At 48.2% G+C, this 12,997-nt stretch carries 9 protein-coding genes; 6 read left to right on the plus strand and 3 right to left on the minus strand.

Annotated elements, in window-relative coordinates:
* Positions 1-39: 39 nt before the first annotated feature.
* The gene (ftcD, locus tag ACX4JR_RS00995) at positions 40-930 is read right to left on the minus strand and encodes a glutamate formimidoyltransferase (RefSeq protein WP_476059197.1); all 891 of its coding nucleotides are present in this window, start codon (positions 928-930) and stop codon (positions 40-42) included.
* A complete protein-coding gene (hutI, locus tag ACX4JR_RS01000; protein WP_476059198.1) occupies positions 923-2,113 on the minus strand; it encodes an imidazolonepropionase in 1,191 nt (396 codons plus the stop codon). Before hutI ends, ftcD begins: the two co-directional genes overlap by 8 nt.
* Before the next feature lie 577 nt (positions 2,114-2,690).
* Here hutI and ACX4JR_RS01005 point away from each other — a divergent pair.
* Positions 2,691-4,052, plus strand: a complete 1,362-nt coding sequence (locus tag ACX4JR_RS01005; RefSeq protein ID WP_476059199.1) for a YjiH family protein — start codon at positions 2,691-2,693, stop codon at positions 4,050-4,052.
* 58 nt (positions 4,053-4,110) lie between these two features.
* Here the strand turns inward: ACX4JR_RS01005 and ACX4JR_RS01010 are convergent, their stop codons facing one another.
* The gene (locus ACX4JR_RS01010) at positions 4,111-5,544 is read right to left on the minus strand and encodes an IS1182 family transposase (protein ID WP_476059200.1); all 1,434 of its coding nucleotides are present in this window, start codon (positions 5,542-5,544) and stop codon (positions 4,111-4,113) included.
* A 224-nt stretch (positions 5,545-5,768) separates the two neighbouring features.
* On the opposite strand from ACX4JR_RS01010, the gene ACX4JR_RS01015 reads away from it, so the two are divergent.
* The 5 genes from ACX4JR_RS01015 (at position 5,769) to ACX4JR_RS01035 (ending at position 12,960) form a co-directional block, all read left to right on the plus strand.
* The gene (locus ACX4JR_RS01015) at positions 5,769-6,956 is read left to right on the plus strand and encodes a CaiB/BaiF CoA transferase family protein (RefSeq protein ID WP_476059201.1); all 1,188 of its coding nucleotides are present in this window, start codon (positions 5,769-5,771) and stop codon (positions 6,954-6,956) included.
* 30 nt (positions 6,957-6,986) lie between these two features.
* Positions 6,987-8,123, plus strand: a complete 1,137-nt coding sequence (locus ACX4JR_RS01020) for an acyl-CoA dehydrogenase family protein (protein ID WP_476059202.1) — start codon at positions 6,987-6,989, stop codon at positions 8,121-8,123.
* Positions 8,124-8,359: 236 nt separating this feature from the next.
* On the plus strand, positions 8,360-10,009 hold the full coding sequence (gene hutU, locus ACX4JR_RS01025; RefSeq protein ID WP_476059203.1) for a urocanate hydratase: 1,650 nt from the start codon (positions 8,360-8,362) through the stop codon (positions 10,007-10,009).
* A gap of 14 nt (positions 10,010-10,023) precedes the next feature.
* A complete protein-coding gene (locus ACX4JR_RS01030) occupies positions 10,024-11,622 on the plus strand; it encodes an AraC family transcriptional regulator (protein ID WP_476059204.1) in 1,599 nt (532 codons plus the stop codon).
* Between the two features lie 93 nt (positions 11,623-11,715).
* Complete coding sequence (locus tag ACX4JR_RS01035) at positions 11,716-12,960, plus strand: Glu/Leu/Phe/Val family dehydrogenase (protein ID WP_476059205.1); 1,245 nt, start codon at positions 11,716-11,718, stop codon at positions 12,958-12,960.
* Positions 12,961-12,997: the final 37 nt, after the last annotated feature.

Below are 12,997 nucleotides of genomic sequence, written 5' to 3' on the forward strand. Positions count from 1 at the left end.
GGAAGAAAAAGAATTTAACCCGGGGGATTTTTTATACCACTACAATCTTTTCTCCAGCACCTGGTCTTTGCTGAAATTTTCCAACCGCAAGAAATATTCCGCCACGTCTATCAGTGCGTCCACCGGTATCAGTCCCACTATTTCACTTCCCAGCACGTTTACTCCGTAGCGCGCTGCTTCCGCTTTAACCACTTCGAAGATCCTGTAAAGGGGGGCAGTTTTATAGTTGCACATATTGATCGTCACCTGGGCAATGTTTCTGTCTTCTATCATAATCCCCAGGGCCTTGACGTCTTTGAAGCCCCCGCTACTGCCCCTTATCGCCTTGGCGATTTTTTTGGCAATTTCCACGTCGGCTGTGTCAAGGTTGATGTTGTAGGCTATTAAAGGGGGCCTAGCCCCTACGGCGGTGGCGCCGGCAGTAGGGTGCAGCTCGGGCTTGCCGAAATCCGGGTGCCTTTCGGGCTTTTTGATTTCTTCCTTTAATCCTTCGAACTCTCCTTTCCTTACGTTGGCGAGATTCTTTCTTTCCGGTCTGGTGGCGGCTTCTTCGTAGAGGTAGACGGGTATTCCCAGTTCATCGTACAATTTTTGCCCCAGTTCTTTAGCCAGCTGGACGCATTCTTCCATGGTTACCCCGGAGATGGGAATAAAGGGAATGACGTCTGTTGCCCCCATCCGGGGGTGCTTGCCCTCGTGTTCTTGCAAATTTATCAGTTCTGCCGCTTTTTTGGCCGCATTGAAGGCGGCAGTTTTCACGGCTTGTGGTTCCCCCACAAAGGTTACCACGCAGCGGTTGTGGCTTTCGTCACTAGAATGGTCCAACAGCTTAATCCCCGCTACGGTTCTTATTTCGCCGATTATTTTCTCGATAACTTCTTGTCTTCTGCCTTCGCTGAAATTGGGTACGCATTCAACAACCTTAGCCACGATTTAACCCTCCCCACACTATTTTTCCTTTTTTGATAACCTTTTCCACAAGATTGGTGCCGAACCGGTAAGGAAGGTACTTGTAATTGGGCGCGTCAAAAATAACCACGTCAGCCTGCTTTCCTGCCTCGAGGCTGCCTACCCTGTCTGCCACGCCTAGGGCGTGGGCGGCGTTAATGGTTACGGCGTTGATTACCTCCGCCGGGGTCATTTCCAGGTACAGGCAGGCGATGGTCATGATCAGCTGCAGGTTGTTGGTGGGACAGCTCCCAGGGTTGAAGTCGGAGGCCAGAGCAACCGGCACGCCTGCCGCGATCATTTTTCTGGCCGGGGCGTAGTGGTCTTCCCTCAGGTTAAAGGTGGTTCCCGGCAGGATTACGGCCATGGTCTGCTTTTCGGCCATTTTGGCGATGCCCTGGTCGGAAATGACCAGCAGGTGGTCGGCGGATACGGCGCCCAGTTCTGCCGCCAGCTCCGCCCCCCCCAGGGGTTCGATTTCATCGGCATGGATTTTAATTTTGAAACCTGTATCCTTTGCCGCCTGGAGTATCTTTTTTGACTGGTCAACGGAAAAAACGCCCTTTTCACAGAAAACGTCACAGAATCTGGCCAGGCCCAGTTCTTTTACCCTGGGCAGCATTTCATTTATTACCAGATCCACGTAGGCATCCACATCATCCTTATACTCTTCTGGTACGGCGTGGGCGCCCAAGAAAGTGGGGATCAAATCCAGGGGATGTTTTTCGTTTATTTCCTTTATAGCTTCCAGCTGTTTGATTTCATCTTCCACCGTAAGGCCGTACCCGCTTTTGGCCTCCGCGGTGGTGGTGCCCTGGGAGAGCATTTGGGAGGCATATTTCAGGCCTATTGCCACCAGTTCTTCCTTTGTGGCTTTCCTGGTGGCCCGCACCGTGCTTAATATGCCACCTCCCCTGGCGAGGATCTCCAGGTAGGGTACCCCTTTAAGCTTCAGTTCCAGCTCATCTTCCCTGGAACCTCCGAACACCATGTGGGTGTGCGCGTCGACTAGGCCGGGAAGCACCGTTTTCCCGCGGGCATCTATCAAAGTCGTTTCGGGACCTATTTCCACGCTGTTTTCCACCGCGGCGGTGTCGCCCACCATTAATATTCTTTCTCCTGCTATTGCTACAGCCCCGTTTTCCACCACGCCGATGTCTTGCATTTCCTTCCCGCATTTGGGCCTTTTGCTGCTTTTGCCGCACGTTATTACCTGGGCTGCATTCTTTATAAGAAGATCTGTCTTGAGGATTGTATCACCTCCCAAGCGGTAATAAATATTGATGTTTGCTGTGCAGTTTTCAGAACTTTTGTAATCGCCAGCCTTTTAAAAACGTTTTTAGATGAATTTCAGGGTTTATTCTATTTTTTTTATGTCAAACCTGTATAATATTTTGTTTTTTTATCAAATATTTTGACTGGTTTGTAAAAGATTCCGTGGTTTTTATAAGCGGTTGGTAAAGTAATTATTTTGTGTGTTGTATTAATTGTTACTTATTTTTTCTCTAATTATCTTAATAATTATTAAAATTAAAAAAGTTAAACAATAATAGTGACCATATCAAAATATTATGCACATGTTTTCAAACGAAAATGTAGTAAAATCAATGCAAGTAAAAAGTAGAAAAGTAAAATTTTTTAAAAGGGGCGAGGTGAGATATAAAAATTGGTGTTTGAAAAATTTTTTATAGCCGCAAAAATTGGCGAACTTTAAAGAAAATTTTAAAAATAAGGAGGTTTCAATGTTGAACGGTGAAGGGTTGCAAAGGAATGAGGGGAAAGGTTTTCAAGGGCTGTTTAACTTTATTGTTTTTACTTTGACTGGTATTTTAATCTTTTTCATTCCAATTATAAAAACTGCCGAAGGTTCGGAAGTGCTTCTTATTGTGTTGATCGATCTGATAAAAAAATGGATTGGGGATATGTTAACCATTATTGTAGTTCTTTTAACTTGTTTGCTCTTTGTAACGTTCCTTTTGGGTAAATTTACAAAAAAATTTCCTGTCCTCCAAAGGTATCACCGCAAGGACAGTTATATTACGGGATTTCTTTACTTGCTGGCGGCGGTATTTTCCGTAATGTTGCTCGCCGGGCGGGGGCCGGCGGCGATTTTAAACCCCGATGTGGGCGGGCTAGCAATATCCCTGGCGGAAAGTGTTTTGCTGACGGTGACGGTGGCGGGCAGTTTCGTTATGCTTTTAACCGAATTCGGGTTTTTGGAATTTGTGGGCACTTTGATTGAGCCCTTTATGAGGCCCGTTTTCCGTCTTCCCGGCAGGTGCGCCGTGGATGCCCTGGCATCCTTTGTATGCGCGCCCGCCGTGGGCGTTTTCATTACTAATAAAATCTACACCAGCGGCTTTTATACTCAGAGGGAAGCTGCTACTATAACAACCAATTTCAGCGTCTGCAGCCTCGGCTTTTTTGCCGTCCTGACATCGATAGCCGGCATAACCCACTTGCTCCCGCACGTTATAATGGTGTCCTTCGTGCTTACTTTTGTTATGGCAATGATTGTTGTGCGCATACCGCCGCTTTCCACAAAGAAAGACGTGTATTTTGACGGCAGGGAGCAAACGGAGGAAGAAAGGAAACCGGTTCCCCTGGACAATAAAATTTTTTCCCGGGCCCTGCAGGCGGGAACCAAAAAAGCATCGGAAGTAAGCGCTGGCGCCCTGGGCAGGAGCTTGTGGGAAGTGATAACGTTTGCCCAGAAAATAACCGCGTATGTAATATCCATAGCCGTTATCGCGCTGTCCATTGCCACATATACTCCCGTATTCAAGTGGATAGGGGTGCCGATAGCGCCCATATTGAACGTGCTGGGGTTGCCCAATGCTACGGAAATAGCTCCTTCTGTTTTGGTGGGCATAACCGAAATTGCTCTGCCGGTGTTGCTGGTGGCTGGTCAAAACATTGCCGAGATGAGCTTGTTCTTTATAACGGTGTTATCGACCCTGCAAATTATTTTCTTTACCGAAAGTGCCAACGCCATGCTGGAATCGGATATTCCTGTAAATTTTCCCGAACTCGTGCTGATTTTCTTGATAAGAACGGCCATAGCGATTCCGCTGGTAGCTCTGGCCGCGCACATTTTATTTTGAAATTTAAATGGCCAATTAGAGATTGCTGACAAACCCGGGTTTTGCCCCGGGTTTAACTTTACATTGCATATTTCAAGCTAAATTGCTTTTGCGAAAACTTTTGTATTATCCGAACCAGCAGTGGTAAAAAAGGAGGGTTACCCCTCTTCCAGAGATAATTTGCCATCTTTTTCATATTCTGACAGGCAGCTGTCAATAAACACTGTTCCATAACTTTTGCTCTACCCCTATAACGGGCATAGCGTAACCCGTGGAGTTCTTTGGCATCAGCAAAACTCCGCTCAACAGTTTCTTTTCTTCTTTTGTATAAGGCTTTCCCCCGCTCACTGAGGCGGTTCTGTCTTACCCAGTCTTTGCTATCTTCCCAAACGTGTCGAGTAATTACTTTAGTATAGCTTTTGGAATGGGTGCATTTAGATAAATATTTGCAGATTTTGCATATCCGGGGGTCTGAAACATATTCCCGGAACCCCTGGCGGTTGGTGGTACGGTAGGTAAGTTTCTGTTTGGCAGGACATATATAGCAGTCATTTTCCTTATCATATTTGAATTGCCATTTGTGAAATAAGCCTTTCTTAGGATGGTAACGTCGATGGGCTATAACAGCAAAAATATCTCTTTTTTGCAGTTCATGGCATATAGGCATGGTTAAATACCCGGCATCCAGGGCTACTGCTTCCACTTCAAAGCCAAAGCGCTTTATCTGACGGTCCAAACGGTCTATGTAAGGTGCAGAATCATGCACATTTCCGGGGGTAACATATACGTCGGTAATCAAGCTTAGCTTTCCATCAACCGTTACGTGGTTAAGGTAATAAAAACCCTGGGGTTTGCCGTCCCTAACCATGTAGCCACTTTCCGGGTCCGTGGTGCTCACCCGTATTTCTTTGTTTTTTTCAAGTTGTTCTTCTTTTGGTTTCAACGGCTTTTTTCCATGCTTTTTTCTATCATCCTCCACTGAATGCTCCAGTTCTTCCAAATAAGCTTGAGTTGAACGTTTCACTTTTTCGAGTGTGAATTTATTTTTGTTGGCATTGGCCTTTAAATGTGTAGAGTCCGTAAATAACTCTTTTCCATCTATTAGTCCTTTCTTAATTGCTTGCATAACTATTTCATCAAATATTTCCTGACAAATATTTGTGCCGTTAAATCTACGCCGCCGGTTCTGGCTAATGGTGGAATGATGAGGAACTTTATCTGTTAGGGAAAGGCCCAAAAACCAACGGTAAGCTATGTTAACCTCTATTTCTTTAACCAGTTGCCGTTCAGATCTTATGCCAAAGAGGTAGCCAATAAAAAGCATTTTAAAAAGCATTACGGGATCTACACAAGGACGACCGTTATCCGGGCAATATAGGTGTTTGACCTTTTCTCTTATGAAGTTAAAGTCTATGAAGCGACTTATTTTCCTCAGCAAGTGATCTTCAGGTACCAGTTGTTCCAGGCAAACAAGTTCCAGTTGTCCTTGGCGGTACTCTGGTTTTTTTAACATGTTTGTTCGCTCCTAATTCTTATTTACTCAATTTTACCATAAAATAAAAGGCTGTTGACTTGTTTTTGTCAACAGCCTCATTACAACAAATTAGTTAACGAGACAGTAAAAATGTACACAGGTAAGAGAAGGGGAAAACGTGAACTAAAAAATATACCGGTTGATATTGCTGCAATTGCTTTAAATTGCGACAGATTATACAAAAATTTCACGGGGGTCTTGGTATGAATCAACCGTTAAAAGGATTAAGGATGCTTGACCTGACCAGGGTATTGGCCGGCCCCTACTGCACCATGCTTTTTGCCGACATGGGAGTGGAAGTAATCAAAATTGAACGGCCTGGCGTGGGAGATGACGCGCGCTATTTCACTCCCTTTAAAAACGGTGAAAGTGGTTATTACATGTTTTTAAACAGGGGCAAAAAGAGCATTACATTAAACTTCAAGCATCCCGAAGCAGTGAAGATATTCAAAAAACTGGTGGAGAAATCGGACATCGTGGTGGAAAACTTCAAACCCGGGGTTATGAAAAAACTGGGCATTGATTACGAGGTGTTGTCCAAAATAAACCCCAAAATCGTATTTTGTTCCATTTCCGGCTTTGGTCAGAAGGGGTCGTACAGCTCCAGGCCGGCTTACGACCTGGTAGCCCAGGCTATGGGTGGCATCATGAGCATAACCGGTTTCCCGGAAAACCCGCCCACGCGGGTGGGAAGTTCCCTGGGGGATATGAGTGCCGCCCTGTTTGCCGCCTTCGGAATCATGGTCGCGCTGTTCAACAGGCAGTTTACCGGTAAGGGGCAATACGTGGACGTGGCCATGCTGGACAGCATTTTTTCCTTTCTGGAAAGCAATGTGGTCCGCTATACCATCGGCAATGTTCTGCCGGGGAGGGTGGGCAGCCGCCATCCCCTGAGCGCTCCCTTTGACATTTACCGGGCCAAGGACGGTTTTATGGTCATAGCCGTGGCCAACGATTCTCTTTTCGCCAAGCTTTGTGAGATTATGGGAAGGCCAGAGCTCGTTGAAGATGAAAGGTTCGTGACGGATCCGAAAAGATCCGACAACGATAAGGAGTTGAAGCGGATAATTGAAGCCTGGCTGGCGGAGTATACGGTGGACGAAGCGGTAAAGAAGATGACGGAACGCGGTATTCCGTCTTCCCCGGTTTTAAATATCGAACAGATTTGCAATGACCCGCACATTAAAGAACGGGAGATGTTGGTGGAGCTGAATCACCCCCGGGCCGGCGCGATAAAGGTGCCGGGAAACCCGGTCAAGCTTTCCGCAACCCCTCCTGCCGTAAAGGAGGCGCCCCCTTTGCTCGGGCAACATAACGAGGAGGTGCTGGGCGGCCTTTTGGGGTACAGCGACTCGGAAATTGCCCGCCTTAAGGAAGAAAAAGTAATTTAAAAGTTGTTGGTGATGCAAGGAGGTTGAATCATGGACTTCAGATTAACGGAAGAGCAGCAGATGCTGAAAAAGACGGTTAGAAAATTTGGCCAAGAGGTGCTGGCGCGCCGGGCCGCAGAGATCGATGCCAGAAACGAGTTTCCCATGGATAATGTGCAAAAACTGGCCGAACAAGATTTGATGGGTATCGCTTACCCGGAAGAATACGGCGGTGCAGGGGCCGACTCCATTTGCGAGGCCATTGCCGTGGAGGAAATCTCGTATTCTTGCGCTGCAACAGCCTCTATAATTACCGCCCATTACCTGGGTTATGACGCCATCTATCTTTTTGGCAATGAAGAACAAAAGCAGAAATATTTGAAGCCGGCCTGTACGGGCGAAAAATTGGCCGCCTTTTGTTTGACGGAACCCGATGCGGGAACCGACGCCGGGGCGACCAAAACAACCGCCGTGCTGGATGGGGACGAGTACGTGCTGAATGGCGTCAAGCATTTCATCACCAACGGTGCTTACGCCGACTTTATGACCGTATTTGCCATGACGGATCCTTCCAAGCGTACCAGGGGCATGAGTGCCTTTATCGTGGAAAAGGGCACGCCGGGGCTTTCCTACGGTTCCGGGGACGACAAGATGGGGATCCGTGGCGCCAGGACTTCTGAGATCATTTTTGAAAACTGCCGCATTCCCAAGGAAAATTTGATCGGGGAAGAAGGTAAAGGGTTTAAATATGCCATGACCGTGGTTGATAGGGGGCGCGTGGGGATAGCGGCCATGTCGGTGGGCCTTGCCCAGGCAGCCTTTGACGCGGCCGTGACCTATTCTAAGGAGAGGGTGGTGTTTGGCAAGCCAATTGCAGAATTCCAGGGGATCCAGTGGATGCTGGCGGAAATGGCCACCGATATAGAAGCTGCGCGCTGGCTTACTTATTACGCCGCCAGCCTGAGGGACACGGGTCAGCGGATTTCCAAGGTAGCTGCCATGGCCAAGCTCTTTGCGTCCGAAGCCGCCCACCGTGTGGTTCACAAAGCCCTGCAAATTCACGGCGGTTATGGTTACATGAAGGAATATCCCATTGAGCGCATGTACAGGGACCAGCGGATCCTGGAAATCTTTGAGGGCACTTCCCAGGTGCAAAAGATGGTTATTGCTAGCCACGTGCTCAAGTAGTTAAAAAAGAAGTGCCCGCCTGGAGAAAATGTGGGCAAGCATGAAAAGTTGTTGGGGTAGAAGTGTCGGGGACCAGGAAAAAATACCTGCAAGGTTGAGGGAGGAAATCGCGGTCCCCTGCGTAAGTTTACTTTTATAGAATCGTGCAGCTTCCAGTTTTATCGGCACATTACAGGGTGGAAGGGCGGGGCTAAAGGTCGTTTGCGCTGACAGGCAGTTTCGCGTTGGGGGGTTATATGGTGGTGGAAGTTATCAGAGCACCGGTGGGGACGGAAATTTCCTGCAAGGGATGGCAGCAGGAGGGCTTGCTTAGGCTATTGATGAACAGTGTCGATCCTGCCGTTGCAGAGAACGGCAAAGATTTGATCGTTTATGGAGGCACCGGTAAGCCCGCCAGAAATTGGAAGTGTTTTCACACCATTATAAACGAGCTACGGAAATTGGAGAATGATGAAACGCTGCTTATTCAATCGGGAAAGCCGGTGGGAGTTTTTCGAACCCACCCCGTTTCTCCCAGGGTCATAGTTTCCTGCTCTATGCTGGTGCCCAAGTGGGCTACGTGGGAAAATTTTTGGGAGCTGGAGAAAAAAGGGTTGACCATGTACGGCCAGGCCACGGCGGCTTCCTGGTCATATATCGGCACCCAGGGGATTTTGCAGGGAACGTGTGAGACCATGGGGGAGGTTGCCCGCCGGCATTTTGACGGCACGCTCAGGGGTAGGCTGGTATTGACTTCGGGTCTCGGGGGAATGGGAGGCGCGCAGCCCCTGGCCGTTACCATGCACGATGGCGTGGCTATCGTAGTGGAGGTCGACGAAAAAAGAATCAAGCGCAGGTTAATGAATAATTACTGCGACATAATGGTGAGAGATCTGGACGAAGCTTTGCATTTTGCCCGGGAAGCGATAAATAAGGGCATTCCCCGCTCAATTGCCCTGGTAGGGAATGCCGCTGAAGTTTACCGGGAATTCGTCGAAAGGGGCATAACGCCGGATGTGGTCACCGACCAGACTGCGGCCCACGATTTGTTAAACGGATATATCCCGGAGGGATTGAACCCGGAGCAGGCGTTTTTACTGCGCAGCCAAAAGCCCGAGAAATACCTCGACAGGGCCGCTAAATCCATAGTATCCCACGTGCGGGCAATTTTGGATATGCAAAAGATGGGGGCGGTGGCCTTTGACTACGGGAACAATATCCGCGAGCAGGCTTTCAAATACGGAGTTGAGGACGCTTTTGACTTTCCCGGCTACGTGCCTGCGTATCTCCGGCCTCTATATTGCGAGGGAAGGGGGCCCTGCAGGTGGGTGGCCCTTTCCGGAGACCCCGGTGACATATATAAAATAGACGAGGTAATTTTGTCCGAATTCGCCAATGACGAAAGGACCTGCCGCTGGATTAAATTCGTCCAGGAAAAAGTGCATTTTTCCGGCTTGCCCGCCCGCACTTGCTGGCTCAATTACAACGAAAGGAGCCAGCTGGGGCAGCTTATAAACCGGATGGTTGCCTCCGGGCGTTTGAATGCGCCGGTTGCCATTACTAGAGATCATGCCGATGGCGCTTCCATGGCGTCGCCCACCAGGGAGACGGAAGACATGCTTGATGAGAGCGGCGCCATTGCTGACTGGCCCGTGTTGAATGCTTTGCTCAACGCTGCGTGCGGAGCTACCATGGTGAGCTTGCAGCACGGCGCCGGGGTGGGCATTGGTTATTCCATTCATGCCGGGATGACTGTAATTGCCGACGGCAGCGAAGAGGCGGAAGATAGGCTGAAGAAAGTGTTGAGCGCCGACCCGGGCCTCAGCATTATACGACACGCCGATGCTGGCTACAAGAAAGCGCAAAAAATGGGACGGGAGCTAAAACTTTTTCCGGTGATTAAATAAGGATGTGGGTGAAAATGGCCGCTCTGTTAATTCTGGCCCAAAAGGATGAAGTATATACTTTGGTGCAAGTTGCCGCCCGGAAACTGGACTTAAAAACCTGCTGGCGGGTGAACACCGTTGAAGAAGCCCGGACAATGCTGGCAACTTTGCGTCCCGGTATTTTTGTCGTTGACCTGGACGCGGTGGAAGAAGAAGAAAAAGATGTACGCGATTTTCTGGCGACAATCAGGGAAGAGTATGTACAATGTAAAGTGCTTTCCGTTGCAAGTGCGGGCAGCGGGGAAAAAATGAGGGTTGCCTTTAAATCCGGTGCCTGCGACTGTTTGTTGAAGCCTTTAAACCAAGTTGAGCTGAATAATATTCTGAGTGAATTGTGCGGTCAAAACAGGAGGGAAGGTGACCGGCCACGGGTTTCGCTGGAACAGGTAATACCCGCTTTAAAGACCAGTTTTGTTTATGATTTGATTTTGGGCAATTTGAAAAATGTTAAAGAAATCTGGGACAAGAGCAAAATTCTCGGCTTAAGTGCTATTCCCAACGTTTCGCTGGTTGTTAGTATAGATGATTTTCACAAGCTGACTGCAGATAAAAGTGAATTTTGGAAGCAGTCGGTGCGCCAAGAGGTTTTCAACGCCATTCTCAAGGTTACTTCTTCTGTACCCGAAGCTTTGTCCGCCGTTACGGCGGCGGACAAGATAGTTGTTTTGTTGGGACTTCCGCCCCAGTACGATGATTTGAAAGTGAAGCAAAATGCCTTCGATTGCGCCGAAAGGATTAAAACCTTTGTGGAACGGAATACGGGGTTTACCGTTTCCATAGGCATAGGAAACCGGTACGAGGACGCCAGGAACTTGCACTTATCTTACCAGGAAGCCCTCAGCGCGCTGGAACACAAGTTCTTTGCTGGAAAAAATACTATAATCCACGCCAAAGATATTGAACCGTTTTTTAAAAATGTGCCGGTATTGCCTTACGACAAAGAGCAGGAACTGGTTAAGAAAGTGCGTTTGGGAGATAAAAATGAGGCCCTGAAAAGCCTGGACGAGATATTAATAAAAATATATTCCAAGCGAAACGTGGATCCGGAGTTAATAAAGCTGCAAATGCTGGAGCTCATGATAATATTGGGCCGGGCCGCAGTAGAGGGCGGTGCCGATTCAAAACAGTTGCTTTCGCTGCATTTAAAATTCGCCCTGGAACTGAACGGCATTGAAATAGTTGAGCAGGTCGGCGATTGGCTGAAAGAAGTTATCAGCTGTTTCAGTGAACTTGTTCTTATGAGCAACAACGAATATAAGCTTATCACTATCCGGCGGGCAATTCAATACATCGAGGAAAATTACAGTAAAAACATATCCTTGGAACAGGTGGCTAGGCACGTACATTTAAGTAGCAGTTACTTTTCCCACATTTTCAAGGCAGAGATGGGCTGCACCTTCATTGAGTATTTGAACAACTACCGAATAGAGATGGCGAAAAAGCTGCTGGAAAATTTGAATTACAGCGTTTCCCAGGTGGCCAGCAAAGTGGGATTTCAAAATCCCCGTTATTTCAGCCGGGTGTTTAAAACCAAGGCGGGAAAATCACCCAGCAATTATAGAAATTGTTTATAAAAATCAATGTAAGAGAGAATCTGAGCAATCCAAACAAAGTGCCGTTGTTTGATCCGGCTGCTTTAATAATAAAATTTTAAAGAGGTGTAGTTTGTGGCCAAATTGAATGTCTTTAAAATTGCGCAGCAGCAAATTGATACAGCCGCTGGAAAGTTGGGCCTGGAAAAACCGATAGCGGATATGCTGAAAGAACCGCAATTGGTGCTGGAAGTAACCTTCCCGGTAAAAATGGATGACGGTAGCACCCGCGTTTTTAAAGGGTACCGCGTTCAGCATAACAACGCCGTGGGCCCCTGCAAGGGTGGCGTAAGGTTCCACCCTGGGGTTAATGTTGATGAAGTGAAGGCCCTGGCCATGTGGATGACTTTCAAGTGCGGTGTAGTCGGCCTTCCGTATGGAGGGGGTAAGGGCGGGGTAATTTGCAATCCCAAAGAACTGTCTCAGGGAGAAATTGAAAGAATAACCAGAGGATATATAGATGCCATTTCCCAAAATATCGGCCCAGAAAAAGATATTCCAGCACCGGATGTATACACGAACTCCCAGGTAATGGCCTGGATGATGGATGAGTTCGGTAAATTGAAACAGTGCAATCAGCCGGGGATCGTCACCGGCAAGCCCATAGTTTGTGGCGGTTCTCTGGGCCGCAACGAGGCAACGGCAAGGGGTTGCACTTTTGTTATCCGCGAAGCCGCTGCCCGCCTTGGTGTCGATTTGAAGAACGCTACCGTGGCCATACAGGGTTACGGCAATGCGGGAAGTATAGCGGCTAGGCTGCTGTATGAAATGGGCTGCAAGATAATCGGCATTACTGACTCACGTGGTGGGGCTTACAGCCCCGGCGGGATTGATCCCCAGGCAGCCGTTGACCATAAGCGAGAAAGCGGAAGCGTAGAGGGCCTTTCGGGAACGCTGCCGCTGGCGAACCACGAATTGTTCGGGCTTGAAGTGGACATAATCGTTCCTGCCGCTCTGGGAAACCAGATTACCGGGGAAAACGCCGGCAGCATCAAGGCAAAGATAATTGCCGAGGCCGCCAATGGGCCTACTACACCTGACGCGGACAAAATACTCTTTGAAAAAGGGGTCCTGGTAATTCCGGATATCCTTGCCAACGCCGGTGGGGTTACCGTCTCGTACTTTGAATGGGTGCAAAATATGATGAACTATTACTGGTCTGAAGAAGAAGTGAATGCCAAACTGGAGCGGATCATGGTTGATGCTTTCAATAAAACCTACGATATGAGTAAGAAACACGGCGTTGACATGCGCACTGCGGCGTACATGGTGTCCATACAAAGGATTGCCGAGGCCATAAAAATACGCGGATGGGCTTAAGGAATAACCCGTGAACTCTTATTGGACAAGGCGGGTG

This window comes from Desulfofundulus sp. JL263-se, assembly GCF_056316025.1.

Bases quoted from the DNA above. Each gene is read 5' to 3' on its own strand.
- hutI (WP_476059198.1), bottom strand. From the start codon at position 2,113: ATGCAAGACATCGGCGTGGTGGAAAACGGGGCTGTAGCAATAGCAGGA.
- ACX4JR_RS01005 (WP_476059199.1), top strand. From the start codon at position 2,691: ATGTTGAACGGTGAAGGGTTGCAAAGGAATGAGGGGAAAGGTTTTCAA.
- ACX4JR_RS01010 (WP_476059200.1), bottom strand. From the start codon at position 5,544: ATGTTAAAAAAACCAGAGTACCGCCAAGGACAACTGGAACTTGTTTGC.
- ACX4JR_RS01015 (WP_476059201.1), top strand. From the start codon at position 5,769: ATGAATCAACCGTTAAAAGGATTAAGGATGCTTGACCTGACCAGGGTA.
- ACX4JR_RS01020 (WP_476059202.1), top strand. From the start codon at position 6,987: ATGGACTTCAGATTAACGGAAGAGCAGCAGATGCTGAAAAAGACGGTT.
- hutU (WP_476059203.1), top strand. From the start codon at position 8,360: ATGGTGGTGGAAGTTATCAGAGCACCGGTGGGGACGGAAATTTCCTGC.
- ACX4JR_RS01030 (WP_476059204.1), top strand. From the start codon at position 10,024: ATGGCCGCTCTGTTAATTCTGGCCCAAAAGGATGAAGTATATACTTTG.